Source organism: Schaalia cardiffensis F0333 (assembly GCF_005886435.1).
Classification (GTDB): domain Bacteria; phylum Actinomycetota; class Actinomycetes; order Actinomycetales; family Actinomycetaceae; genus Pauljensenia; species Pauljensenia cardiffensis.
Genome location: NZ_CP040505.1, coordinates 401,046 through 427,128 on the forward strand (window position 1 = coordinate 401,046; position 26,083 = coordinate 427,128).

At 65.2% G+C, this 26,083-nt stretch carries 25 protein-coding genes; 23 read left to right on the plus strand and 2 right to left on the minus strand.

What is annotated here, in order from left to right:
* Position 1 precedes the first annotated feature (1 nt).
* Positions 2–2,158 (minus strand): GDSL-type esterase/lipase family protein, encoded by a 2,157-nt coding sequence (locus FFA61_RS01630; protein ID WP_005962206.1) that lies wholly within the window; start codon positions 2,156–2,158, stop codon positions 2–4.
* Between the two features lie 35 nt (positions 2,159–2,193).
* Entirely contained in the window at positions 2,194–2,691 is a 498-nt protein-coding gene (locus tag FFA61_RS01635; protein ID WP_005962205.1) for a hypothetical protein, read from the minus strand.
* Between the two features lie 177 nt (positions 2,692–2,868).
* On the opposite strand from FFA61_RS01635, the gene glmS reads away from it, so the two are divergent.
* From glmS to FFA61_RS01750, 23 genes are all read left to right on the plus strand, one after another.
* Positions 2,869–4,782 (plus strand): glutamine--fructose-6-phosphate transaminase (isomerizing), encoded by a 1,914-nt coding sequence (gene glmS, locus FFA61_RS01640; RefSeq protein WP_005962204.1) that lies wholly within the window; start codon positions 2,869–2,871, stop codon positions 4,780–4,782.
* A gap of 179 nt (positions 4,783–4,961) precedes the next feature.
* Positions 4,962–5,855 carry a GRP family sugar transporter gene (locus FFA61_RS01645; protein ID WP_005962203.1) on the plus strand — a complete coding sequence of 298 codons (894 nt, stop codon included), beginning with the start codon at positions 4,962–4,964 and terminating at the stop codon, positions 5,853–5,855.
* A 103-nt stretch (positions 5,856–5,958) separates the two neighbouring features.
* Positions 5,959–7,557: a bifunctional ADP-dependent NAD(P)H-hydrate dehydratase/NAD(P)H-hydrate epimerase gene (locus tag FFA61_RS01650; protein WP_005962202.1), complete on the plus strand. Its 1,599-nt coding sequence runs from the start codon at positions 5,959–5,961 to the stop codon at positions 7,555–7,557.
* An 8-nt stretch (positions 7,558–7,565) separates the two neighbouring features.
* Complete coding sequence (alr, locus tag FFA61_RS01655) at positions 7,566–8,801, plus strand: alanine racemase (protein ID WP_005962201.1); 1,236 nt, start codon at positions 7,566–7,568, stop codon at positions 8,799–8,801.
* Positions 8,802–9,053: 252 nt separating this feature from the next.
* The gene (locus FFA61_RS01660) at positions 9,054–9,575 is read left to right on the plus strand and encodes a hypothetical protein (protein ID WP_005962200.1); all 522 of its coding nucleotides are present in this window, start codon (positions 9,054–9,056) and stop codon (positions 9,573–9,575) included.
* Complete coding sequence (locus tag FFA61_RS01665; RefSeq protein ID WP_005962199.1) at positions 9,556–10,116, plus strand: hypothetical protein; 561 nt, start codon at positions 9,556–9,558, stop codon at positions 10,114–10,116. Before FFA61_RS01660 ends, FFA61_RS01665 begins: the two co-directional genes overlap by 20 nt.
* Before the next feature lie 5 nt (positions 10,117–10,121).
* Positions 10,122–10,901, plus strand: coding sequence for a DeoR/GlpR family DNA-binding transcription regulator (locus FFA61_RS01670; protein WP_005962198.1), 780 nt, complete (start codon positions 10,122–10,124; stop codon positions 10,899–10,901).
* A gap of 333 nt (positions 10,902–11,234) precedes the next feature.
* Entirely contained in the window at positions 11,235–12,791 is a 1,557-nt protein-coding gene (locus FFA61_RS01675) for an ABC transporter substrate-binding protein (RefSeq protein ID WP_005962197.1), read from the plus strand.
* A 4-nt stretch (positions 12,792–12,795) separates the two neighbouring features.
* Positions 12,796–13,749: an ABC transporter permease gene (locus FFA61_RS01680; RefSeq protein WP_005962196.1), complete on the plus strand. Its 954-nt coding sequence runs from the start codon at positions 12,796–12,798 to the stop codon at positions 13,747–13,749.
* Positions 13,746–14,648 (plus strand): ABC transporter permease, encoded by a 903-nt coding sequence (locus FFA61_RS01685; protein WP_005962195.1) that lies wholly within the window; start codon positions 13,746–13,748, stop codon positions 14,646–14,648. The genes FFA61_RS01680 and FFA61_RS01685 overlap by 4 nt, the downstream gene beginning before the upstream one ends.
* Complete coding sequence (locus tag FFA61_RS01690; protein ID WP_005962194.1) at positions 14,645–15,643, plus strand: ABC transporter ATP-binding protein; 999 nt, start codon at positions 14,645–14,647, stop codon at positions 15,641–15,643. The genes FFA61_RS01685 and FFA61_RS01690 overlap by 4 nt, the downstream gene beginning before the upstream one ends.
* Complete coding sequence (locus FFA61_RS01695) at positions 15,640–16,458, plus strand: ABC transporter ATP-binding protein (protein ID WP_005962193.1); 819 nt, start codon at positions 15,640–15,642, stop codon at positions 16,456–16,458. The genes FFA61_RS01690 and FFA61_RS01695 overlap by 4 nt, the downstream gene beginning before the upstream one ends.
* The gene (locus FFA61_RS01700; RefSeq protein WP_005962192.1) at positions 16,458–17,828 is read left to right on the plus strand and encodes a hypothetical protein; all 1,371 of its coding nucleotides are present in this window, start codon (positions 16,458–16,460) and stop codon (positions 17,826–17,828) included. Before FFA61_RS01695 ends, FFA61_RS01700 begins: the two co-directional genes overlap by 1 nt.
* Positions 17,815–18,747: a sugar phosphate isomerase family gene (locus FFA61_RS01705; protein WP_138588747.1), complete on the plus strand. Its 933-nt coding sequence runs from the start codon at positions 17,815–17,817 to the stop codon at positions 18,745–18,747. The genes FFA61_RS01700 and FFA61_RS01705 overlap by 14 nt, the downstream gene beginning before the upstream one ends.
* Positions 18,748–18,750: 3 nt before the next feature.
* Entirely contained in the window at positions 18,751–19,914 is a 1,164-nt protein-coding gene (locus tag FFA61_RS01710; protein ID WP_005962190.1) for an N-acetylglucosamine-6-phosphate deacetylase, read from the plus strand.
* Complete coding sequence (locus tag FFA61_RS01715; protein ID WP_005962189.1) at positions 19,907–20,524, plus strand: SIS domain-containing protein; 618 nt, start codon at positions 19,907–19,909, stop codon at positions 20,522–20,524. Before FFA61_RS01710 ends, FFA61_RS01715 begins: the two co-directional genes overlap by 8 nt.
* On the plus strand, positions 20,521–21,225 hold the full coding sequence (locus FFA61_RS01720) for a triose-phosphate isomerase (protein WP_005962188.1): 705 nt from the start codon (positions 20,521–20,523) through the stop codon (positions 21,223–21,225). Before FFA61_RS01715 ends, FFA61_RS01720 begins: the two co-directional genes overlap by 4 nt.
* A 33-nt stretch (positions 21,226–21,258) precedes the next feature.
* Positions 21,259–21,762, plus strand: a complete 504-nt coding sequence (locus tag FFA61_RS01725) for a YjbQ family protein (RefSeq protein WP_005962187.1) — start codon at positions 21,259–21,261, stop codon at positions 21,760–21,762.
* Positions 21,759–23,174, plus strand: a complete 1,416-nt coding sequence (locus FFA61_RS01730) for a xylulokinase (RefSeq protein ID WP_005962186.1) — start codon at positions 21,759–21,761, stop codon at positions 23,172–23,174. Before FFA61_RS01725 ends, FFA61_RS01730 begins: the two co-directional genes overlap by 4 nt.
* Positions 23,175–23,288: 114 nt before the next feature.
* Positions 23,289–23,912, plus strand: a complete 624-nt coding sequence (gene tsaE / locus FFA61_RS01735; protein ID WP_005962185.1) for a tRNA (adenosine(37)-N6)-threonylcarbamoyltransferase complex ATPase subunit type 1 TsaE — start codon at positions 23,289–23,291, stop codon at positions 23,910–23,912.
* A gap of 10 nt (positions 23,913–23,922) precedes the next feature.
* On the plus strand, positions 23,923–24,618 hold the full coding sequence (gene tsaB / locus FFA61_RS01740; protein ID WP_040313528.1) for a tRNA (adenosine(37)-N6)-threonylcarbamoyltransferase complex dimerization subunit type 1 TsaB: 696 nt from the start codon (positions 23,923–23,925) through the stop codon (positions 24,616–24,618).
* On the plus strand, positions 24,615–25,139 hold the full coding sequence (gene rimI, locus FFA61_RS01745; RefSeq protein ID WP_005962183.1) for a ribosomal protein S18-alanine N-acetyltransferase: 525 nt from the start codon (positions 24,615–24,617) through the stop codon (positions 25,137–25,139). The genes tsaB and rimI overlap by 4 nt, the downstream gene beginning before the upstream one ends.
* Positions 25,140–25,375: 236 nt before the next feature.
* The gene (locus FFA61_RS01750; protein WP_040313527.1) at positions 25,376–26,077 is read left to right on the plus strand and encodes a succinate dehydrogenase cytochrome b subunit; all 702 of its coding nucleotides are present in this window, start codon (positions 25,376–25,378) and stop codon (positions 26,075–26,077) included.
* Positions 26,078–26,083 lie beyond the last annotated feature (6 nt).

A 26,083-nucleotide genomic window follows, 5' to 3' on the forward strand; every position in this document is an offset into this window, starting at 1 on the left:
GTCATCTCCGGCGATTTACTCGCACGAATCCGATGGCGAGTGCACCGAGCGCAGCGAAGGCGAGTGCAAGAGTGCCGACAGAATCACTCGTGGCGCCCGTCCGAGCGATAGTGCCCGTCTTCGTGGGGGTCGGGGCCTGAGGCGGAGTCGTCACCGTCTCGTCAGGCGTTGGCGTGGGCTCTCCCGACTGTGGACCCGAGGGGACGCCGGATTGCGAGCCATCACCGGGCGTGGGTAAGGGCTCTCCGTCGAGGAGTTCGAGGACGCCGGGCTTGTCCTCGGGAATCTCAGGCTCAGGCTCGGGCTCGGGCGGGATAGTGACCGAAATAGGAGCCGAGCCTCGGCTCATTGCGCCGAGGGCATCTGTCACCGTGACGCTCGCCGTGCCAGTGAAGGGTGCGGCGAAGGCATGCTCGACCAGACCGCTCGTCGTCGTTTCGTCAATGACGCCGTCCGAGTCAAAGTCCCATTCATAGCTTGTCAAAACACTCCCGATTGCGTAGGAGCCACGGGCGTCGAACTCGAGCGTTTCTCCAACCTCCCCGATGATCGGACCCTGAAGCCACCCGAAGGGCTTACTCAGTGCCGTCGTCATGGCTTCTGTGATGAGCGTGGGGATATCGGAGCTCGAATCGAGGAGGAAAGTCGAACCGCCGGTTTCGTCAACAAGGTCCTGGACGTTGCTGAAGGAGGACGTGAGAGAGCCCGTGTCGATGGCGTAAACCTCGACGGGATCCACTTCGAGCGCGTGAACAGCTACCGAGTGAGCGTCATGGCCGGTGTGCGGCTCGGGTTCTTTTGCCGGCGCATCACCGAGGACGATCGCGATCTTTCGCACACCAGAGCGCCAGCTGAGATTGAGGGCCGAGGTGACGCCGGAGTACACGGTTTCCGGCCAGTCACCTCCACCGGTCACCTCAAGATTGCCGAGCGCAGAGCGCAGAGCATCCGCGTCCGTCGTGAAGTCGAGGTTGACCTGGGACGGATAATCACCGGGGTCACCCCCCGAATCGCTAAAGTCCTTGTATGTGACGAGTGCAACGCGGTAGCTGTCCGTGACGGACGCGAGTTTGGTCAAGATACCCGAGACATTCGAACGGACGGCATCAATGTCGTCCGTCATTGAGCCCGTTGCGTCCACAACGAAGACGACGTCAATGTCGCCGGAGCCCGGATTGATTGGCTCTGCGGAGAAGGAGACGCCGATGTTTTCCTGGATCTCGCGTGCCATCATCTGATGCCCTGTGATGTTCGGGTGGTAGAAGTGATTGCGATCGATCGTCCAACTTGATGTCGTCGAACCGCCCGATTCGATGCCCTCCGTTTCGAAGAACTCGTTGATCCAGCGCGCGGGGTTGCGGTGCAGGGCTGAAGGATCGGGTTCATGACCGGCGAAGGCGCTTGGTACGGAGTCGATGTAGGAGACCTTCATTGCGTGAGAGGCGTTCCACGAGTCGACGAGTTCCTTCTGCTTGTGTGTGGCGAGGTTGCCGAGTTCGCGGACGCGGCTGCCGATCTCGGTGCTCTCCCACCTCACGCACGTCGGGGTACCGAAGACGAGCCACCACTCCTCGCAGCTCGCGAGCGCATACTGCCGGGTCGTGGCGAGGAGCGGATAGGCGAGGAGGATCATGTGGCCGTCGTCGCCGATCTTCTCATTGACCTTGTCGAAGATCCTCCGAGTATTGCCGATCGCCGCATCGAGCCCCGCTTCGGCATTGTCGAGAGCCTCAACGCAAGCTCCCCGGCTGCGAATGCCTGCGGCGAAGCAGTCCGACACGATCCTCGAGAACTCGAGGTCGTTGCCCCCAATGGTGAGCATGACGAGATCCGTCTCTTTCGAGATCTGAGGGATCTGCTCATTGAGGACGTTCGCGGTCACCGAACCGGAGGCGGCGAGATTCGTCAGAGTCGTGTGGATGCCGTGTTCGTTGAGCCACGATGTGTACACGCGCGCCCAATTGCGGGTTGAGCGGTAACTCGTCTTCTCGGTTCCCGGCTCGTAGGCGCCCGCGCCGTTCCCGGCCGAGTAAGAGTCGCCGATCACGACCGCGTTGAGACGGAGATTGACCTCGTCTCCGAGGGCGGGAGGGGTGGCGAGCATGCCGATTGCGAGCCCGAGGATTCCAGATGCAGCGATGAGTGAACGTAATCTCATGGGGTCTCCTTCGTGTGATCGGTGTCTTGGTGCGTTCAGGAATGGAAGATTCGGACACTCACGCAGGGTTCGGTGATGCCGCCGGGAGCGTCGAGCGGGTGTTCGTCGATGACGAGGGTCGTTTTCTGTTCGGCGGAGCCTCCTTGGCGTTTGAGGACTGTGATCTGTGAATCGCTCGCTGCCTGGTCGATTTGGAATCCGAGGGCTTGAGCGGCGCGGACGAGGTCGTCGTGGACCTGTGGTGCTGAGCTGCCTTCGATGGAATAGCAGGCGCTGACGACTTCTGGTTTCGATTTGGCGAGGGGGCCGGCGGCCTCGGGGATTTCGAAGCTGAGGCGGGCGTGGTCTGCGACGAGCTCGCCGACGATCGGATCTTCAGCGAGGGCTTTTAGACGCGTTGACTGCCCCCACCAGCCGGACTGCGCACCGTATCTGTACCCGCCGAAAACGGTGAGTATGAGGACAACGATGAGAGCTCCCGCGATGATAAGGGGACGATGAGAATCTGCGTTGAATAGTTGTCGAGTGACCATTGTGATTGAAGCTATCCCCCGCGGACTTGGGCTTCAAGAGGGGCGCCATCATGTGGGACGCCCAAGGCAGGGGCCTCGTCGGATGTGGCGAGACTGGTGTCGGATGTGGCGAGACTGGCATCCGCGAGCGCTCTTGTAGGTAGGCGTTTGCGGGCCGTGCATGTTGGAATAGTGTCCATGTGTGGAATCGTTGGACATATCGCTTCTCAGGCTTCGCAGCGTTCGCGCGAGGTCGTCATGGGAGGCCTTGCGCGCCTCGAATACCGTGGATACGACTCGGCGGGCATCGCCCTTGAGACCTCCGGAAGTGTCGAGGTCGTCCGAGCGGTCGGGAAACTCTCGAACCTTGCCGACGCCCTGGAAGCTGCTGATCCTGCGCCCGCGATCGCGGCGATTGGGCACACTCGTTGGGCCACTCACGGGCGGCCGACCGTACAGAACGCGCACCCCCATTCGACGCCGGATCACCGCTTCTCCCTGGTGCACAACGGCATCATTGAAAACGCCGACTCCCTGCGCGCGAAACTGGCATCCCAGGGGGCTCACTTCTCCTCCGATACGGACACCGAGGTTGTCGTCCACCTCCTTCAACGCGCCTTCGACTCTGAAGACCTTGAGCCTTGGGAAGGGCCAGCCGAAGGGCTCGAGGGCGAAGAGCTCCAGGCCGCGCGCAGGCTCGTGGTGGCGATGCGCCGAGTGACCGAGGACCTGGAGGGGACTTTCACTCTTCTCGCACTGTGTGCTGATGCCCCGGGCGCGATCGTCGCAGCCCGTCGCTCCTCGCCCCTCGTCGTGGGACTAGGCCAGGACGAGAACTTCCTCGGCTCCGATGTCCTCGCCTTCGTCGAGCACACTTCGCGTGCACTCGAGATCGATCAGGACCAGCAGGTTCTTGTGACCGCGAAGGGGGTGACGATCATCGGTCACGACGCTTCGGTCATGCCGCACAAGGAGTTCGAAATCGATTTCGCTTCTGATCGTGCGACGAAGGGCGGCTGGGCGACCTTCATGGAGAAGGAGATCCACGAACAGCCCCGAGGTGTCGCCGACACCCTCGCTGATCGTCTCGATTCTCATGGGCACCTCGCCCTCGATGAAGTTCGCATCCCCGAGCATGTTCTGCGTGGAGTCGACAAAATCGTCATGATCGGCTGCGGCACCGCCTCCTACGCGGGACAGGTTGCGCGCTACGCGATTGAACACTGGTGCCGCATCCCCGTTGAGGTCGAGCTTTCCTCCGAGTTCCGCTACCGCGACCCCGTTGTCACGGAGAAGACCTTGGTCGTTGCGATCTCCCAATCGGGTGAAACCATGGACACGATTCAGGCGATCCGCCATGCGCGCGAACAGGGCGCGAAAGTCGTCGCAATCGTCAACACCCCAGGCTCGACGATCTCGCGCGAGTCCGACGCGGTTCTTCTCACCCACGCCGGCCCCGAGATCGCGGTCGCCTCGACGAAAGCCTTCACTTCACAGGTGACGGCCTGCTACATCCTCGGCCTTTACCTTGCGCAGGTTCGCGGAAACAAGTACGCCGAGGAGATCGCCGACTACATGGACAAGCTCTTCGAAGCACCGGCGAAGATCCAAGAGGTCCTCGATCGGGGTGAGGCGGTGCGCGAGTTCGCGCGCGCGATGGCGGATACGACTTCGGTCATCTATCTCGGCCGTCATGTCGGTTTCCCGGTCGCCCTCGAAGGCGCTTTGAAACTCAAAGAGATCTGCTACATTCACGCGGAGGGTTTCGCTGCGGGCGAGCTCAAGCACGGTCCCATCGCCCTCGTCGATGAGGGCCAGCCGGTCATTATCATTGTGCCGACTCCGCGCCGCCCCGAACTGCATAACAAGGTCCTCGCGAATATTCAGGAGGTCCGCGCTCGCGGTGCGAGGACGATCGTCATCGCCGAAGAAGGGGATACGTCGGTGGACGCCTTCGCCGAGGTTGTCTTCCGTGTGCCGCCGATCCCGACCTTGTACGCGCCGCTGCTCGCGGTCGTGCCACTGCAGATCTTCGCTTGCGAGCTCGCGATTGCGAAGGGGCTGGATGTTGACCAGCCTCGCAATCTCGCAAAGTCCGTGACGGTCGAGTAGGCGCCCTCCGACGTCGGTGGCCTCCCCACTCCGATGCGGGGAGGCCGCTTCGCGCTTGGAGGACGAGGACGGTCAAGGTCGAGGCAGCGCGCTCGTCCGAGGGGGACGGAGGCCCCCGATGGGGGAGGGGCGCGGGGCGCGCGGCGGGGAGGGGCGGCGCGAGGTACTACCCTTACGCCGTGGCCGACTTCCTCCTCGCACTCAGCCCCTCGTTGATCCTCGGGACGATGAGCGTCCTCCTCGTCGTCCTCGGGGGTGATGACCGGCAACGGATCCTGGGCCTCATGACGGGAGGATTCCTCACCTCGCTCATCGCAACCCCCTTCCTCGGGGTGACCTGGACTCCTCAGTCCTTCGCGATCGCCTACGCCTCCGGTCTCCTGCTCGGCTGGGGCCTGTTCGACCAGACCGTGTGTCTGCGTGTCCTCGGGGTCTCGCGGACGATGCCGACGTCGACCGGCCTTCAGCTCGTGTCGATGTCCCTGGGCGGAGTGCTCCTCTTCGGCGAGTGGCGTCAGGGGGCGTCCTCGCTCTTCGGCGCGGGCGCGATCGTCGCCCTCGCGCTCGGAGTCTGGCTGGCCTCACGGCATGAGAAGTCGGAGTCGGCCGACGGACTCGATTGGCCGCGCGGCATTCGTCTCCTGGCCACCTCGACGATCGGATTGGTCGCCTACCTGCTGCTCGTCCAGTGGTTCGGGATCGACGGGCGCACGGCGCTCCTGCCGCAGGCGCTCGGCTACATGACGGTTGCGCTCATCCTCACCGCGCCGCGCTTCACGCCCTGGGACGGTCCTGCGGACACCCGACGGTCCGCGCGCACGCTGCGCCAGGTGATCCCGGGCATGATGTGGGGATGCGCCGTTCTCATCCTGCAGGTCAGCGCCGACCGCGTCGGAGTTGCAACGGGTTTCACGCTGTCCCAGCTCGGCATCCTCATCTCCACTCCGGCCGGAATCCTCCTGCTCGGGGAGTCCCGTACCCGCAAGGAGATGCGATGGACGATTCTGGGAGTGGCGCTCGTCATCTGCGGTGCGGTGCTCGCGGGCTTCGCGAAGAGCCTCGACCCCGCCTAAGATCGCGCGGCTCGGCTGCGGTGAGGGGATGGCAGGGTGAGGGGATGCCTTCGCCGGGAGGGGCGGAGAGGAAGAAACCCCGGGAAGGTGGGATGATCGCAGTATGATTCCCGCATTCATCCGCGCTGAAGTTCGCGAGGCTGAGGCCCGCCGGGTGCGGGCCGCGCACGCCGAGGGCGATCCGGATCGTCTCATGCGCTCGGCCTCCCGCGCGGTGGCCGACGAGGTGAGGGACTTGCTCGCCGGGAATCCCCCGGCATCCCCGGACGGGGAGGCGGGCCCGAGGGTCTGCGCACTTGTCGGCGGAGGGGACAACGGAGGCGACGCGCTGTATGCGGCCTCTTTCCTCGCCGAACAGGGGGTGCCGTGCGCGGCCGTCTGCTTGAGCCCTCGCGTCCACGAGCGGGCTCGCGCGGCCGCCGAGGAGCAGGGGGTCGTGTGCCTGCCCGCTCATCTCCCGGCGGGGGACGAGCCGCTGGGCTCCTCCCGTGAACTCGCGGAGGCTCTGGACGCCCCGATCTGGATCGACGGGATCTGCGGGACGGGCCTCGTGGGCGGCCTTCGCGAGCCCCTCGCCTCGCGACTGTGCGAGTTGGAGGGCATCCGTTCCGAGCGGGGCGCGCGCGTCGTGGCGATCGATGTGCCCTCAGGTCAGCTGGGCGACGACGGCGAGGTTGAGGGGCCGCTTCTGAAAGCCGAACGCACCGTCACGATGGGGGCGATGAAGTCGGTTCTCGCACTGCCGCCCGCTTCTCGGGCGGCCGGTCGGGTACGCGTGCACGGGCTCGGACTCGACATGGGGCGCAGCCGGGTCATCCTCATGGAGGAGGCCGACGTTCCGGGGCTCATCCGCGTGCCCGGCCCCGACGATCACAAGTACACGCGGGGAGTCGTCGGACTCGTCGCGGGCTCGCAGACCTACCCGGGTGCGGGTGTCCTGGCGGTTCTCGGCGCGCAGGGCGCAGGACCGGGCATGGTCCGCCTGGACGCGCCGACCCGGGTTGCGGACCTGGCGCTCGCGGCCGCCCCGGGGGTCGTTACGAGGGGCGGACGGATCCAGGCGGGCCTCGTCGGGCCGGGAATGGATGAGGACACCCGGCAGGCGGCCCGAGAACTCGCCGGATTCGCCGCCTCCTCGGGGTTGCCGCTCATCATCGATGCGGGTGGCTTGGAGCTGGTGCCGGACCTGCGCGACGAGGGGATCGGCGAGTTTACGGTTCTCACTCCGCATGCCGGTGAGGCAGCCGCCCTGCTCGGAGCGCTCGGCCGGGCGGCGCCGCGATGGCGGGTGGAAGAGCATCCCGCCGAAGCGGCCCGCGCCCTCGCGCAGGCCAGCGGCGCCCGCGTTCTCCTCAAAGGGGCCACGACCCTGCTCGCCACCCCGGATTCCCGGGTGCTCGTCGCGCCCCGGGGGTCGGCTTGGACCGGGGTCGCAGGAGCCGGAGACGTCCTCGCCGGATTCCTCGCGGGCCTTGCAGCGGGGTGGAAGGCCGATCGGGAACGGGGGCTGCCGGGCCGGGACTTCGACGCGCTCATCGCGGCAGGAGCCATGATCCATGCGCTCGCCGGGGCGGATGCCGCTCGCGCCCACGGCCCCCTCGGCGGCCCGATCGGCGCTCTCGACATCGCACGCGCACTGCCCTCGGTGCTCGCTCGCCTCCTGGCCGAATCCGCGGGGAGAGCGGACCCGGTGAGATACTGAGACTCGTGATGCTCCAAACCTCGCAGGACCCGCTCTTCCCGGGCCGGGTGATCGTCGACCTCGGCGCGATTGCCGAGAACCTGGAAGTATTGCGCTCCTTCGCCCCCGGGGTCGCGCAGATGGCGGTCGTCAAGGCCGACGCCTACGGGCACGGCCTTCTGCCCGTCGCAATGGCCGCCCTACAGGCGGGCGCCACCTGGCTGGGCGTCGCTCAGCTCGCCGAGGCGCGCGCACTGCGCGAGGGCCTGGACGCCGCTGGCATCGACCGGAGCGCCGCCCCGATCCTCGCGTGGGTCGCGCCGAGTGGCGCCGACTGGGCGGGCGCCCTCGAAGCGGGCATCGACCTGTCGGTCTCATGGACCTGGGTCCTCGCCGAGATCTGCGCGGCAGCCCGCGTCACCGGGATCCGCGCCCGGATCCACGTGAAGATCGACACTGGGATGTCGCGCGCCGGTTCCACGCGGGCGGACCTCCCCGCCCTCGTCGCCGCAGTCCGTATGGCCGAAGAGGACGGATTGATCGAGGTCGTCGGAGCGTGGAGCCACTTGTCGCGCGGGGACGACCTGAGCGAGGATGGGCGCGCATCCACCGCCGCGCAGGTGGAGGTCTTCGAGCAGGGGCTCAGGAGCTTCGCAGATGCGGGGATCAAACCGCGGATCCGCCATCTGTCGGCGACCTCCGGCATCCTCTGGCATCCGGAGGCCCACTACGACATGGTGCGCGCGGGCATCGGTATGTACGGCTTGAGCCCGGATCCGCTCACCGCGCGCGGCGCGGCGCTCGGCCTGCGTCCCGCGATGACCCTCCGGGCGCCGCTCACCTCGGTCAAGGTCGTCGAGGACGGTGCCCCCGCCTCCTACGGGGGCACCTGGCGCGCCCCGGGCAGGCGCTGGCTCGGCCTGGTCCCCCTGGGCTACGCCGATGGGATCCTGCGCGCAGGATCGAATGGGGCGCCGGTCCTCGTCGAAGGGCGAAAGGCGATCACGACCCGGGTCGTCGGTCGGATCTGCATGGATCAGTTCATCGTCGATCTCGGTGCCGCCGAGGGCGAGCCGGGGGCGCCGAGCGCACGATCGGGGCGGGCCCCCGCGCGGGTCGGCGATACCGCGACCCTCTTCGGCGACCCCGACCGGGGGGCGCCGAGCGCAGACGAGTGGGCGCAAGCCGCCGGAACGATCAACTATGAAATCGTGACGCGCCTAGGGGAGAGGGTTCCCCGCGTTCATCTGTCCGCTGCCGAGTGACCGGAAGCGGGAGACGAGCCGCTCGCGTGCAGGGCGGCTCAGTTCGGGGCGTCGATGGCATATCCTTTCCCGGCTTCAACCTGCGCAGGGCGGGGATGTGCGCCCCTGCGATGCGTGACGTCCGTGGATCCGAGCGTCGGTCAGTCTTCTCTCATCCGGGTGGGGGCGGCTCCGTCATGTGAGCGGGCTGTGCTTCTTGTCTCGCATTTTGTGAAATGTTATGATTGAAACTGATCGAACGAGGGAGATTGTATGAACGACATTCTTCCGTTCACGGATACCAAAGAAAAAGGGGCGGCAGACTTCTACTTCTGCATCAACGCGACTTTCGCCCACATCCAGCGGACCTTCGCCGAGGAGGGCCTGCATCGTTACTGGGAGGATCTCGGGCGAGACTGGATGAGCCCGGTGTGGATGCGGTGGCGCGAGGGTGGTCTCGATGCCGTGGCCGAGTACATGCGTCGTTCTTTCGAGGTTGAACCGGGCGCGGATGTCATCGTCGAGCGGCACCCGGAATCGGTCGAAGTCGAGGTCCGCACCTGCCCCGCCCTCGCTCATCTGCGCGCCTCCGGTCGCGCTCCCATCGAGACCTACTGCCATCACTGCTACGTGGTCATGAACGCCGCGGCTCGTTGTGCGGGGCTCGCAGTCCGACTCGAAGGGGGGAACGGTTCGTGCCGCCAGTGGTTCGGCGTCGCGGCCGGTGCCGCCGACCAGGATCTCATGGAGATCAGGCCCTGTGTGATGGAGGCGGATGATGCTGGGAACCTATGATTTCTGCGGTCACTACGCCTGGACCTTCGCCTGGCTGAAGGAGCGACTCGGGGACGAGGGCTTGGAGGAATACTGGTTGGAAGCCGTGTCAAAGGACTCGCAGCGGCACGCTCGCGAGGCCTTCGCGGACGGTTTCGACGGGATGGAGCGCTACTGGGGGCGAACTCTGGCCTCCGAAGGGGCGGGATGGACCTCGGGGCGTCATGTCGTCGACGGCGAGGAGGTCATGCGGATCGACATGTACGCATGTCCTTCCAAGGGATTCCTTCTGCGCAACGGACTGGGGTTCGGCATCGACTATTGTTCGCACTGCGCGGCGTGGATCGAACCCGCCCTTGAGGAGGCTGGGTTCTCCGCGGATCATGAGCACGACCATCTCGGACACTGCTGGTGGGAGATACGCGCTCTCGAGAGCGAACGGGAAGCCTCCCTCCCCGCAGACCTGTCGGGTGACGAGGATGTGCGACTCGGGGATGCCTGGTCCGAGGGGACGGTGCATCGTGTCGAACGCGTGCGGTCGACAGGGCGACGGAAGGGGTGAATGCCATGGGTAAGCAGGGTCTCGTGGGTGCCGAACGCAGGAAAACGATCCTGAGAATGGTTCAGGAGAGCGGCAGTGCCTCCGTTGCGCAGCTGTGTGCGACGCTGGGTGTTTCCGCGGCGACGATTCACCGCGACCTGGCCGCGCTTGCGAAGGAGGGGGTCGTGGAGCGGGTGCACGGAGGGATTCTCGCCCCTGCGGGCGGAGCGGATGATCCGCACGTCCTCGGTGAGAAGGCGCACCGTCGCGGCGAAAAGGCGGAGATCGCTCGAACCGCGTTGAGTTTCGTCTCCCCCGAGGTTCACAGCGTCTTTCTCGAAGCGAGCACGACTGTTGCGCAGCTCGGCCTCCTTCTGCGCGAACGCCGCGGCCTCGTCTTCCTCACGAACAGTCCGGAGATCGCACTCGAGCTCGTCGCCGAAGGGCTCGAGGTGACCCTCGTCGGAGGGCAGCTGCGTGCGCGCACCCTCGCGACCGTCGGTCCCGATGCGAATCGTCAGATCGGCTTGTCTCGTGTCGATGTCGCGTTCATCGGCGTGAGTGCCATCGACGTCGACGGCTTGTCCTCGATGAATGCGATCGAGGCGGAGACGAAGACTGCGATCATCGCGGCCTCTCGTGCAGTGATCGCGCTCGGTGACCACTCGAAACTGGGGAAGCGGGGATTGGCGCACGTCGCCCGGGCGGACGCGATCAATGCTCTGGTGACGGACGCGCGTGCCGACGATGCCGCGGTTGAGGCTTTGAGGTCGTGTGGGCTGGAGGTCATCATCGCCGAAGGGTGATACTCCACATCCCCTCTCCTCTTCGAGACGGACGCATTCGCGCCGCATGCGGGATTCCGCAGTGAGTCGTGTGGGTGCGGTGCCGCCGTACGCCATGATCTCCTGCGATCAGTGGCGCCCGGCCTGTGAAAACTCTGCGTGCGGTCATGCGCATCGTGCCGCGAGAAGTGCGCTTCATTCTGCTTTGGAATCCCTGTGATCCGCCCGAATCGCGCTGGGATCGCGCCCTTCATGTGGAAGATTCTGCAATTGTATGGAATGTATTTGAGAGGTATTGCAATGTGATGATTGATATGCTTCAATTGGTTTCGCGCTCCAAGGAAGGAGAGAGACATGCGTACCACACGGACTGGTAGCGTGATCGCCCTGGTCATGAGTGCAGCGATGGTGCTGACGGCATGCGGGGGATCGGACAGGGCGTCATCCGGCGCGTCGAATGGAGGCGCCGCCACAGGGGCAGAGAACAAAGTGGTTCTCATCAGCCGACAGGACCCGGGCACCCTGGACTACACGACGAGCCTCCAGACGGCTCTGCTCAACTGGGTCCCCGGCAACGTCGTCGAGCCCCTCCTCACGATGGACGACAAGGGGGAGATCGGCTCCGGACTCGCCGACGTCGAGGTGAACGACGCGTACACCGAGTACACCTTCACCCTCAGGGGCAACAAATTCTCCGACGGAAGCCCCATCACGGCGAAGGACGTCGTCTTCTCCCTCACCAAGATGAAGGAGAGTCCCATTGCCAACTGGGCCGGCGCCTTCGCCAAGGTCACCTCGATCGAAGCGGTCGGTGAGGAGCAGGTCAAGGTCGTCCTCGAACAGCCGAGTCAGGCATTCATCCGCGGCATGACATCGGTTCCCGGCCTCATCCAGCCTGAGGCGGCTTTCGGGCAGATCGCCACCGCCCCCATCGGATCGGGGCCCTACGTCATCGCTGAATACGTGCAGAACTCTCGGATCGTCCTCAAGACGAACCCCAACTACTCGGGGAAGAAACCGGCAATAGAGGAGGCGGAGATCCGCATCATCAGCGACGGTGCCGCAGCCCTCAATGCTCTTAAGTCCGGCGAGGCCGACGGTATGCCGCTCATTCAGAACGACATGTGGGAGCAGCTGAAGAACCAGAAGCTCGACGAGACAATGACTCTCCTCCAGAACCCGGCCATGGGCGAGAAGCAGTACCTCGTCCTCAACGCCGACGGAGCAAACACCAAGAATCCCGAGGTACGTCGAGCCTTCGCCCAGGCGATCGACCGTGAAGCACTCGTCGCTGCAGTGAACGCAGATTGGGCCATGGTCCCGACCTGCGATTACGGCCTCGAAACCGACCCGTGGGTGGAGAAAGCGAGTCCCGATACCTGCCCCGCGCCGGAGGACCCCGCAACAGCGGCCACACTCGCCGATAAACTCGGACTCGGGAGCGCTCCGAGCCGCTTCGTCTCCCTCAGCGACGTTCCCGATCTCTCCCTCCCCGCGGACGTCCTCATCGAACAGTTCAAGGCTGCGGGGATCACGGTTGATCGCGAGGCGATCGACCTCGCACGCTACAGCCAAACGATCTTCCAAGGCCGCCCGCCCCAGTTCGAGGTGACGAACATGAGCGACCCGGCAGGGATCACCCAGTTCGCCTGCCCGGACCCCCAGTCCGCGGGGTGGACGACGTACTGCTCCTCTGAACTCAACGATCTCATCGTCCGAGCGGATGCGGCGCGCGACGCCGCCGAGTACGACGAGCTCCTTTCACAGGCGAACGAGATCCTCAAAAAGGACATGGTCATCGTCCCGCTCACCTACACCTACGGCATCGGACTTGCCAAACCGAACCTGAAGAACGCCGGCGCGCCGTCGGTCGTCTTCCAGGAGATCCCGGTCTACGAGATGTCGTGGTGATCCCATGGTCTCCTTCGCTCTGAGGCGTGTCGGTTACTTCCTCATCGCCGGCTTCGCCGCTTCGGTCCTGATCTTCATCCTGATCCGAGCCGCTGGTGGCAACGTGGCGGCGATCATCCTCGGCCAACACGCCTCGGCGGAGGCGATCACGAAACTCCAGGAGGAGCTCGGCCTCCTCCGTCCGCTCCACGAGCAGTACTTCACGTGGATGGGCGATCTGCTCACGGGCGACCTCGGGCATTCGTTCCGCACAGGGCAGCCCGTCACCGAACTCGTCGCGGGCGCCCTTCCGGTGAGCATTCCGCTGGCGTTGATGGGGCTCCTCCTCTCCCTCGTCATCGCCATCCCCCTCGGTACCTACGCCGCGGTTAAGCAGGACTCGTTCATCGGCACAATCATCGCCTTCTTCAGCCAGGTCGGCATTGCGATTCCCGTGTTCTGGGCCGGAGTGCTCCTCGCCCTCGTCTTCGGGGTGAAAATGCACCTCCTCCCGACGGGAGGATGGACACCGTGGAGTCAGGACCCGGTGGAGGCATTCAAATCCCTCATCCTCCCGGCTATCGCGATCTCACTGACGCTGAGTGCGAGCCTCACCCGTTACGTGCGCACCGCAGTCCTCGACATCATGAACGAGGAATACATCCGCACCGCGCGGGCGACCGGCATGACCCGCACTGAAGCGCTGATGAAGGTAGGGCTGCGCAACGCGATCCTCCCCGTCATCACAGTCGTCGGCATCCAGATCATCGACCTCATCTCCGGGACGGTCATCGTCGAGACGGTCTTCTCGCTCCCGGGACTCGCACGCATGCTCCTCGCCGCAGTCGCGGCACGAGAAGTCATCGTCGTCCAGAGCACGGTCGTCCTCATCATCCTCTTTGTCCTCATCGTGAATCTCATCATCGACCTGCTCTACGGGCTTCTAGACCCCCGCATCCGCCTGGGAGGCAAACAGTGAGCGTCCAATCCTCGCGCGCGGCCGACGCACGGAGCCGGAGCCGAACGAAGGAGCGCAGAAAGCGACCGGGCAACCGGTGGCTCTCCAACGGATCCGTCGTCGTCGGCGGCGCAATCGTCGCCCTCTACCTCATCGTGCTCATCGTCTCCCTCGTGTGGACTCCGAGCGATCCGAACGCCATCGATCCCGTGAACCGCCTCGCGCCGACCGGGACGCCCGGTCACCTTCTCGGCACGGACTCTCTCGGCCGCGACGTCGTCAGCGCCCTCCTCGCAGGTGCGAAGAACTCCGCGGCGGTCGCTGCCGGTGCCTGCGGCCTCAGCGTCGTGGCGGGCACAGCTCTCGGTCTGACGGCGGCCTCCCTCGGGAGGACGACCGACGAACTCATCATGCGAGCGATGGACGTGTGCGTGTCGATCCCCGGCGTCGTCATCGCACTCGTACTCGCGGCGACGATCGGTTCTGGCATCGCTTCGACGATCTTCGCCCTCCTCTTCTTCTTCACGCCGGCCTTCACTCGAATGGTGCGGGCGAACGCGCTGAGGATCCTCGCCGAGGACTTCCCGAAGGTCGCTGAACTCTACGGACGTTCGAAACCGTTCATCGCCGTCCGTCACGTTCTGCCGAACATCTTCTCGATCCTCCTCGTGCAGGCGAGCCAGTACTACGCCGTCGCGATCCTCACTGAGGCGGGACTGTCCTACCTGGGGGTTGGGGTGAACCGTCCCGAAATCTCCTGGGGAATGATGCTCAAGGAAGCCCAGCAAACCGTCGGGATCGATTCCCCGCTCGCGATGTGGCCGGGAGTGGCGATCATGGTGACCGTTCTCGGCCTCAACATCCTCGGCGACGGCGTCCGCGACGTGCTCGACCCCAAACTACGGAGGGCCGACCGATGACGACCTCGACGATTCTCAGCGTCCGCGACCTGCGCGTCGCGAGCGGTGACCGCGCGGCAGTCAGGGGCGTCGACTTCGAGATCCGACGCGGTGAACGCGTCGGTCTCGTCGGTGAGTCAGGATCGGGGAAGTCGATGACGGCCCTGTCCATCATGGGACTCCTCCCACCGTCATGGACGGCGACGGGCAGCGTCATCCACGACGGGGCGGACCTTTTGACGATGAACGAGAAAGAACTGGCCGACAGGCGCGGCCGCACGATTTCGATGGTCTTCCAGGACCCGATGCTCGCACTCAACCCAGTGCGCAGGGTGGGTGCACAGGTGGCCGATGTTCTGCGTCGGCACGAGCATCTTCCACGGGCCGAGGCCGAGCGGCGAGTCGTCCGGCTCTTCGAGGAAATGGGGCTTCCCCGTGCCGAACACCTCAAGGACGCCTACCCCCACCAGCTTTCGGGCGGGCAGCGACAGCGTGTGATGATCGCGACCGCCGTCGCATGCTCCCCCGACCTCATCATCGCCGACGAACCGACGACCGCCCTCGACGTCACGGTGCAGAAACGCGTGCTCCGCCTGCTCAACCGCACCGTCGAGGAGCGGGGGAGCGCCCTGTTCCTCATCACGCACTCGCTCCCAGTCGTTGCCGCGACCTGTCGGAAGGTCGGCGTCATGTACGGCGGGACGCTCGTCGAGTTCGGTGATGTCCAGGCCGTCCTCGGCGCGCCCCGGCACCCCTACACCCGTGCGCTCCTGAGGTCACAGCCCGTCCTCGACCCGGAGAACTTCCACCCGTCGTCCCGCCTGCCCTTCATCCGCGGCTCGGTCCCGAGTCTCAAGGACATGCCTAAAGGCTGTCCCTTTTCGAATCGCTGCGACGAAGCGCACGAGACATGCAACAGGCGTCCTCCGACTCTCACGGTCGACGGCGTGCGCGTGGCGTGTTGGAAAGCTGGCAGCGACGGGGCCGTCCGGAACGGAGATGAGGTGAGGTCGTGAACAAACAAGGCATCCCCGTACTCGCGGCCGAACAGGCGACGCAGAGGTATCCGCTTCCACGGACGAATCCCTTCCGTCGTGCCGAGGTTCTGACGGCGGTCGAAGCGACGGACTTTTGCGTTCACGCGGGTGAGTCCGTGGGGATCGTCGGGGAATCGGGTTCGGGCAAGACGACGCTGTGCCGAATGCTCGTCGGCCAGGAGAAACCGGCCGGAGGGCGGATCCTCCACCGCGGGCGCGACGTCTGGGCGAGAGGTTTCGACACGCTGTCCTACCGCCGCTCCGTTCAAATGGTCTTCCAGAATCCGAAGTCCTCCTTCGACCCTCGAATGACGGTGGGTGAGGCGCTGAGGGAGCCCATGAGGTCCCTCAAAATCGAAGGCGACGCCGAGTCGCGCATCCTTACCGTCCTCGATCAGGTCGGCCTCGACTCGCGCGTGGTGGAGCGCTTCCCGCACGAGTTCTCCGGAGGGCAACTCCAGCGCCTCGCGATCGCGCGCGCACTCATCCCCGGCCCGGAGGTGCTTGTCGCGGACGAGCCCGTTTCGGCGCTGGACGTGTCGATCCAGGCGCAGGTCCTCAACCTCCTCAAGGACCTTGTACGCGACCTCGGTCTCGCGCTCGTCATGATCGCGCACGACTTGTCGGTGGTCGGCTGCACGACCGAGCGGGTCTACGTGATGTCGAACGCCCGCGTCGTCGAGAAGGGGGAGCCCTCGCGCCTCTTCTTCTCACCGTCGGCACCGGAGACGAAGGAATTGGTGGGCGCAGTCCTCAACGTGGGGGACGGGCTCGCCGGAAAGGGACTCGACTGATGTGCAGGTCATGGAAAGCGGGGGTCGCGGTCGCGGATATCACGCCGCCGCTCGGCGTTGAACTCGGCGGCTATCCCTACTTCGAGCGGGGGAACACAGGTGCGCACGACCCGCTCGTCGCTTCGGTCCTCTGCCTCGAGGAAGCGGGGAGGCGCCTCATCCTCATCGCGACGGACCTCTTCTGGATCACACGAGGACAGGCCGACAGCATCCGCAAGGGAGTCGCCGAGGAGACGGGCATCGACCCATCCGCCGTCATCATCACCTGCTCCCACACGCACAGCGCCCCGTGGATGAGCGTCGTCTTCGAAGCCTCCGATGATCAGCCGGACTTCCAGACGATCATCGACGAGGAGTGGATCGCCTCGGTCCGCCGCGCGTGCATCGGTGCCGTATCCGAGGCGGTGGCCTCGGCCTTCGACGCGCGAATAGAAGTCGGTATCGGCAGATGCGGTGCGGATGAGGGAGTGGGCGGGAACAGGCGCCACCCTGAGGAGGGCCCCGTCGACGACGAGCTCCCGGCCCTCGTCGTCAAGGACCTGTCAGGTCGCGTGCGTGCCGTGTGGACGAAGTACTCGTTGCACCCGACGATCCTCCACGGTGAGAGCACGCTCGTCAGCGCCGACTTCCCGGGCGGCACGCGCGCAAGCCTTCACGAGGCCTTCGACGGCGCCGTCCTCTTGTACTCGATGGGAGCAGCAGGGGATCAGTCGCCAAGGTACTTCGCGCGGACGAAGGACTTCGCGGAGGCCGAACGGATCGGCGCGGAACTCGGGCGCGCCCTCTTCGGCGCCGTCGAATCCGCTTCACCCCTGGGGGAGGGGAGGCTGGCGTTCACGAGCAGGACGGTCGAGCTGCTACCGAGGACGTATTCGCCGATCCGGCGCATCGAGTCCGAGCTCGTCGGACTGAAAGCTGAAGAATCGGATCTCGTCGCGGCCGGGGCCCCCTACCTCGATCGTCAGAACGCGAACCTCGCGGTGCTCGGCAAGGAGTGCGAACTGGGCAACGCGCGGCGGGGTGAGGAGTATGCGAGAGCCCGTTTCGCCAGGTGTGCGCCCTTCGAGGTCACGGTCGTCGCACTCGACCGCAGGACGGCGCTGGTCTTTATGCCCGGCGAGCTCTTCTGCGACTTCGGGCTCTCCGTCCGCGCGGCCTCACCCTTCACCCGGACGTGGGTGTCGACCCTGTCCAACGGCGATCTGCCGGGCTACTGCGTTACCCCCGCTGCCCGCGAGGAGGGCGGGTACGAGCCGGGCAATTCCCTCCTGGAAGTGAATGCCGGAGCGCGTCTCGCGGCGGCGGCACTCGAACTCCTCGCGGATCTCTTCGATGACGAAAGGCATGGTGGCACCGATGACGTTCAATGAACGATTCGCCCCCGCGGACTTCATCCCTTTCCGGGACCGGGACGCGATCGACCGCGTGAACGCGCTGACCGGGGAGGAGTTCCTCCACCACGACAATCCCGGGGTTCGCATCCGCGTCGTGTCCGATGCGGGACTCAACACGATGATGGTCTCCGACATGGTCGGCGAGATCGTGCGCGCAAAGGTCGAGGGGAGGCGCTGTGTCCTTGTCCTGCCGAACCCCAATCCGGCATACCGAGAGGTGGCGCGCATCCTCAACGCCGTGCGGATGGATCTCAGCCACGTCACGACCTTCAACATGGATGAATGGGCCGACGAGGACGGGAACGTCGCCGGTCTGGAGTACCGCCAGAGCTTCATCGCGTCGACCAAACGCTTCTTCTGGGACGAGCTCGATCCGGAGCTCCGCATGCCCGCCGAGCAGTTCATCCATCCGACGACTGAGAACATCAGCCGGTACTCGGAGATGATCGAGGAAGCCGGCGGGGCGGACGTCGTTTACACCGGTCCCGGATGGACCGGCCATCTCGCCTTCGTCGAACCCGGGGCCGAATTCTCCGCAGACCTCGACGAATTCCTCACCCAGGGGGCAAGGATCGTCACCCTTCATCCACTGACGATCGCCCAGAACTCCCTCCACGGATCCTTCGGAGCCTCCGGTGACGTGGCCTCAGTCCCGCCGAAAGCGGCGACTATCGGTCCACTCGACGTGGTGCGGGCCAAGCGTCGCGTCGAAATGCACGGGATCACGACGCGCGGGACATTCTCGAGCTGGCAGCGCACGGCGTCGCGACTGGCGATCCACGGTCCTGTGACTCCGCTCGTCCCGACTTCGATCATGCAGCTCCTCGGAGCGGACTTCTATGTGACGGAGAAGATCGCGGCTCCCGTGGTCTGCGATTTCGAGAGTCAGTACTGAGCCATGAGAACGTGCATCGCAGGAGCTGTGCTCGTCACTCCGAACGGCCTGCTCGAAGGACATCACGTCCTCGTCGTCGACGGGCGGATCGCGCTCATCACGCCGAGGGAGGAGATCGCCGAGGAACCCGGAACGGAGGTCGTCGACGCGACGGGCCTCGTCCTCGGCCCGGGCTTCATCGACATCCACTGTCACGGGGGCGGCGGACGCTGGTTCCATGAGGATCCGCTCCCCGCAGCGCGTTTCCACCTCGAGCATGGGACGACGTCCCTTCTCGCGACGACGATCCTCCATGCGGACGCGCGTGAGCAAGTGGAAGCGCTCGCCGTCGCGGCCGACGCCGCGCTCGATCCTGCGGCCGTGAACGTTGTGGGAGTCAACATGGAGGGCCCTTTCCTCCATCCCGAACTCGGCGCGTATCGGGAGTGGTCGCGCCCGGCGAGACCGCAGGAGTACATGGAGTACGTACGTGCGAGCAGGGGAAGCCTTCGGTGGATGACGATCGCTCCCGAGGTGGAGGGAGTGACGCGAATGGTCGACGACCTTCAGGCGGCGACCCGGGGTGCGCTCACGTTCTCCGTGGGGCACTCGAAGGCGACCCGCGATCAGATCCGAGCGCTCATGCCGCGCGGTTTGCGCGCGGCGACGCATCTCATGAACGCCACGGGTGCTGCAGTCGAGCCTGCTCGCTTCGGCGGGACCCGGGAAGTTGGTGTCGACGAGGCGGTGCTTCTCGAGGACTCCATCAGCGCCGAGGTGATCGCGGACTCCGAGGGGGCGCATGTCCGACCGGACCTGCTCCGCTTGATCTTCAAGGTGAAAGGGCCGGAGAGGACGCTTCTCGTCACGGACTGCACGGCGGAGTGTGGCGGTGCGGGCCATGAAGGTCCCGCTGACCTCAATTTCACGGCTTCGGGGGGTCTTGCGGGGAGTTCGCTGACGATGGACCGTGCAGTGGCGAATTTCGTTCGCCACACGGGCGCGGAACTCGCTCAAGCGTGGGATCTGGGTTCGAGGGTTCCCGCTCGCCTCATGGGATTCGCCGATCGGGGCGAGGTGGCCCCCGGGCTGAGGGCGGATCTCGTCCTCGCCCGTTGGGACGGACTGTCCCTCAAGATCGAGGACGTGTGGATCGACGGTGTGTCCGAAGGAGGACGTCATGACTGAGGAACGAGATGGAGCGGCGATCCTGGCCGCCGAGGAAGCACTGCGGATCGAGGCGGGAGCACTCGCGGTGCTCCGTGAACGGGCGGATCTCGAGCAGATCGTCAGGGTCGCCCGTGTTCTCCTCGAGGCGCCGCGGATCATCACGGTCGGTTCGGGCTCGTCCGGTCTGGCGGCGGCAAAGTTCGCGCACTCGCTGTGCTGTGCGGATAATCCGGCGAAGTTCATGCCTCCGTCGGAAGCGGTCCACGGCGGACTGGGAGCCGTCCACGCCGGTGATGCCGTTGTCATGGTGACCCGGGGCGGGGGGACGGAGGAACTCGTGCCGATCATGCACGTCGTCAATGCCCGAGGGGCGACGCTCATCGGGCTGACCGAGAACCTCGACTCGGAGCTGGCGGCGTGCTCAGACATACTCCTCCCGCTCTACATCACGAGGGAGTCCGATCCGCTCGGCACCATGGCGACGACATCGAACACAGTGGTTGGGGTGCTCTTCGACGCTGTCCTCGCGGCGATGATCGCGATATCGGGCTTCACCTCGGCGGAATTCGGCCTCATTCATCCCGGTGGAGCAGTGGGAACGCGTCTCGCGAAGGAGGTGGGACGATGAAGGACGCCATCCCCGCCGATCGGCCCCTGTTCGAGATCGGTCCGAAGGCGTACCTCTACGGGGCGGACGTCGTCGCCCTCGCCCGTGCGGCGGATCGGGCGTCGGAGGAACACGACGTGACCGTGGTGTTCACTTCGCCGATCCTGGAGGCGCGCGCGGTCGTCGATAGTGTCGAGCACATCCTCGTCTGCGTCCCTCACCTCGATCCCATTCGTCCCGGTCGAGGAATCACGGACATCCTTCCGGAGGCCCTCGTCGAGGCGGGGGTGCGCATGGTGATGCTCAACCACGCGGAGCATCCGATCACGTTCACCGTGCTTGAAAAAACGATGCAGCGTGCCGCGGAAGTCGGGCTCGCGACCGCCGTGTGCGCGAGTTCTCTCGCCGAGGTCCGTGCGGTGGCCTCCCTCGGTCCCGACCTTCTCGTCGCAGAACCGACGGAACTCATCGGGACTGGCAAGCCGTCGGGGTTCGACTACGTCGAGGCGTCGAATCGTGCGGTGCGCGAGATCAATCCGGGTGTGCGCGTCCTTCAGGGGGCGGGGATCTCGACACCTGCGGACGTCGAGGCCGTCATCCGCAACGGGGCGGACGCGACGGGATCGTCGAGTGCGATCGCGACAGCGCCGGATCCGTCGGCCATGGCGGAAGCAATGATTCGCGCGGCGCGTCGTGGGTGGGACGCGCGTCCGCGTTCATGACGGCCCACCATCACCACGGAAAGGGAAGAAACGATGAAGGTGCACCGGGAAACGATCGATCTCCAGTCCACGAGGAACCATCCGACGTTCCATGACGTGACGAAGGAGGTGAAGGCGGCGCTCAAGCGTTCAGGAGTGAAAGACGGAATCGCGGTCGTCTACAGCCATCACACGACGTGTTCAGTCCTGACGCAGGAGTGTTCGCACGACAAGACCTACTACGGCCTCGAGTATCTTCAGCAGGATCTCGTCAACACGATGGAGCGCATCGTTCCGCAGTGCCTCGTCGAGGGACAGTACATGCATCCCGGGCCCGCGCACATCCGTTTCGCCATGGATGAGGCGAAGGAAGAAGGCGAGTGGACAAGCCTGAACACGGACGCGCACCTGCGCAGCGTCTTTTTCGGGCGTTCCGAGACGATCGTCGTGGTGGACGGCGAGCTTGATCTCGGTGAGTTCGGCTACATCTACTTCGTCGACTGGGACCAGATCCGTGATCGTCCCAGGCAGTGCCAGGTCCAGATCATCGGAGAGTGATAACGGTGCTCCCCGTGTGGCTCGGTCTTGACGTCGGGACGACCGGCGTGAGGTGCCTTGCCGTGGACGAGGAACTCCGAGTCGTCGCAAGTTCCTACGCAGAGGCCCCTCCCGTCCATGCCCCGGACGGGAGGGTAGAACAGGATCCGTGGGAATGGGTGGAGGCTTCGTGTCACGTGATCGGAGACGTGGTCGACGAGGCCGGACCATCGAGCGTCCAAGCGCTGGGCATTTCCTCGCAGGGGATCTCCCTCATTCCGGTGGATCGGAGGGGAGTGCCGATTCGTCACGCGATCAGTTGGCTCGACGAGCGCGGTGCGCATGTAATGGACGATCTCGCCGCACGCGTCGATCCGGCAGATGTCGTGGCGCGCACCGGAAAGCCCTGGTCCGGCGTCTACACTCTGCCGAAGATCATGTGGATGAGGCGCTTCGAGCCGGAGAACTACGAACGGGTGGGTGCTTTCCTGCAGCCGATGGATTGGCTCCACCTGTGTTTCGTCGGCGAAGCGGTGACCGACCGCACGCTCGCATCGGCCTCGATGGCGGCTTCGCTCGAGGACGGTCTGTGGGACCGTGACCTGCTGGACGCTCTCGAGATCGACAGCGATCTGTTCCCGAAGATCCGTCAATCCGGAACGGAGGCGGGAGTCCTTCGCCGGGAAATAGGCGAACGTCTCGGGGTCGGAACGATCCCGGTGCGTGTCGGCGGGCAGGACCAGAAGCTCGCAGCAATGGCGGCGGGGATAGGGCCCGATGTAGCGACGCTGTGCCTCGGCACATCGGGCGCGCTTGAGGTCCGGGCGGACGCTCCGCTCCCATGGGGCGGCCCATTGTTCAGTTTCCTTGAACCGGGTCAATGGGTTCGAGAGGCTGCGATTCCGACGGCCGGGGCCGCTCACCGCTGGTTCGTCAGGACCGTGCTCGCCGGTGAGAGCTACGACCTCAGTGACGAGCTCGCAGCCGTGGAGCCCGCGGCCGACGCTCCGTTGTTCTTCCCCCGGTTGTCGGATCCGTCGGAGCACGGGTGGCCGCATGCCCCCGGGGGCGTGATGTGGGGACTCGGCCTGGGGACGAATCGGGCCGACCTTGCGCGGTGCGTATACGAAGGGGTTGCTTTCGAGGTCGGCGACCGCTGGCGCCGGATGGGAGCGGAGGCCGAGACCTTACGCGTGTTCGGCGGGGGCGCCCGCTCGGAACCGTGGTGCCGTGTCATCGCATCAGTCCTCGGCAGGCCGGTCGAGCGCTTGCATGTCGCGGAAGCCTCCGCACTCGGAGCCGCAGTGTCGGCAGGCGCTCCGCGTATGCCGCTCACATCGAGAGAGGTGCTCCCCGACGAGTCCGTCATGGCGTGGGAGGAGGAGCGTTTCGAGCACTGGCGTCTCATCGCCGCGCGCCTCGACGGCGGGTGAGGATTCTCGATGTCCGCAGATCCCGGGAGTGCGACAATGGTCCATGCCGCTGCCGGCGGCTCTCCCGTCGGCCCCGCGTTGTGCGACCGGACATGACCTGACGGAGGAGACCCGATGAATGCCCCGCTTTCGGCGACCACCCGCTCACCCGAGCAGACGCGAGCAGTGGGCAGAGCCCTCGGGGAGGTCCTGCAGGCCGGGGACCTCATCATGCTGCGCGGCGGCCTGGGAGCGGGAAAAACCACCTTCACGCAGGGCATCGGAGAAGGGATGGGGGTGCGAGGCCGGGTCGCCTCCCCGACCTTCATTGTTGCCCGAGTCCATCACAGCCTGTCGGGAGGCCCCGATCTCATCCACGCGGATGCCTACCGGATCCGCGACCTTGAAGACCTTGAAACCCTCGACCTGGATTCCAGCCTCGCCGATTCGGTGATCGTCGTCGAATGGGGCGAGGGGAAGACCGAAGCGATGTCTGAAGAGCGCCTCGAAATTGACGTTGAACGCGCCACCGGCGGCGAGGCGGCCTACGACAGTGACACCATCAACCTTGAAACCATGGACGACGGCGAGCGCCGGGTCGAACTGCGCCCGCGCGGGACCCGCTGGGACGGGGTGCTCGATCGGGTTCTCGCGCGCGCCCGCGAGATCATCGCCGAGGGCGAGGCGCAGGCCTTCGATGAAGGCGAGAAGACGGATGACGCAGGGGCCGAATCGGTTGCCCCCGCCTCCGACGAGTAGGATCGACGCCGTGCTTTCACTGTGCCTCGACACTTCAGCCGCAACCACCGTCGCACTCGTCAACGACACACTGGTCCTGTCTCGCGCCGCCAATAAGTCCACGCGACACCACGCCGAGTCCATCGCCGTCCTCGTGACCCAGGTGCTCACCGAGGCGGGGCTTGCGCCGCAGGGGGCAGCCGCCGGACTTGATCGCGTCTGCGTGGGAACCGGCCCCGCCCCCTTCACCGGTCTTCGCGCAGGCCTTGTGTCTGCTCGCGTGTATGCCCGCGCAGCCGCAATCCCCGTGTACGGAGTGTCGAGCCTCGACGCGATTGCCCGCGCCGCCCTTGATCTTCTCCCCCGCGAGACCCGGGTCCTCGCGATCTCTGATGCGCGCCGCAAAGAGCTCTACTGGGGTCTTTACACTGCTGAGGGTGCCGATGATGTGCACCTCGAGGGGCGTCTCGAGGTCGGAAGCGCCGCCGCTCTGTTGTCCTCCCTCCGACAAAGGGATCTACTCATCGTGAGCGCAGGCCCCATTCCCGCCCACTCAGCTGAAGCGCTCGCGGTCGCGGAATTCGGCCCCCAGGTCGAACTCGACCCCGCGATCTTCTCGCGCATCGTCTCCGCCAGGCTCGCCCGCGGAGAGGCAGACTCCCTGTCGACCGCGCCCCTGTACTTGCGCCGCCCGGAGATTCACGGTCAGCCGATGGAACGCTTATGAGTCCGAGACGGGTCCACATCATCCGTGCCGGAAAATCCGATGCGCAACTCCTCCTTGAGCTTGAGCAGCTCCTCTTCCCTGAGGACCCGTGGACGGAGGGGATGATTCGTGAGGAACTCGCTTCACCTTACTCGGACTATCTCCTCGCCCTAGCCCCTGACGAGGAGACAAGAGCTGAAGATGATGATCCTTCGCAGGTCAGGGGCCTCGCACGGGCCGGGGGCCTCGTCTTCGGATACGGCGGAATCAAAACGCTCGGCGATAGTGCGGACATCATGACCATCGGGATCCTGCCCCAGGCCCGTCGCACTGGGCTCGGCAGAATGCTCGTCAAAGCCCTCCTCGAAGAGGGACAGGGGCGGGGAGCTGGGACGGTCTTCTTAGAAGTGCGAGAATCGAATCAGGGGGCGCGCGCCCTCTACACGAGTGAGGGTTTTAGGGAAGTCGGGAGAATCCGGCGCTACTTCCACAATCCCCTCGAGGATGCGATCACGATGCTCAAGGAACTCGAAAGCAACTGAGTTCTGAGAAGAAAAGACGTTTGAACGAATATCGCGACGATCGGCGTATTAAAAAAGGTCTGGAAGAGATCTTTGAAGTGGCAATACAGACTGCCTCGCAGCGAGGATAATCCCGTGTGAACTCGCTGGGGAATCGGCGTGATTGTGCGGGAAACTCGCAACCCCGAGTAAAAGTTCGCTTCCAGTGGGCCGAGGGTCGCAGAATCGGCACGATTTCAGGGCTTATCCTATTCTTCATGGCCACAACAAACGTCGCAACGAAGAAGCGCCGCGCGTGGACCACCAGCGTCTTCATTAAGCAGCTGATGGCCGTCTCGGGCTTCGTATTCGTCTTCTTCCTGCTTTTCCACTCCTACGGCAACCTCAAGATGTTCCTCGGTCAGGAGGCGTATGACCACTACGCCCACTGGCTCAAAGAAGAGGCATTCGTGCCGATCTTCCCGCACGGCGGATTCATTTGGGTCTTCCGCGCCGCGATGCTCCTCATGCTCCTCATCCATCTCTTCGCCGCCGCCTACACGTGGCGGCGTTCGAAGAAGGCGCGCTCGAGCCGCTACGTCGTGAAGAAGTCAGTCACGGACTCCTATGCTGCGCGCACCATGCGCCTGTCCGGCGTCCTGATCTTCCTCATTTTCGTCTTCCACATCTTGCACTTCACCGTGGGTGCAGTGAAGACGGGCTTCGGCGCCGACGCGACCCCCTACGAGCGCATGGTGGCGTCCTTCCAATCGCCGCTGGTTGTCCTCTTGTACCTGCTCTTCGTGGCACTCGTCTGCCTGCACGTGTCGCACGGTTTCTGGTCGATGTTCCAGAGCCTCGGCTGGGTCCGACCCGCCACGCGCAAGGCCATGCTCATCCTCTCCGGCCTCGTCGGCGCCATCATCCTTGTGATGTTCATGGCGCCGCCGCTTGCCATCGCCGCCGGATTCATCTCCTGAGGAAGG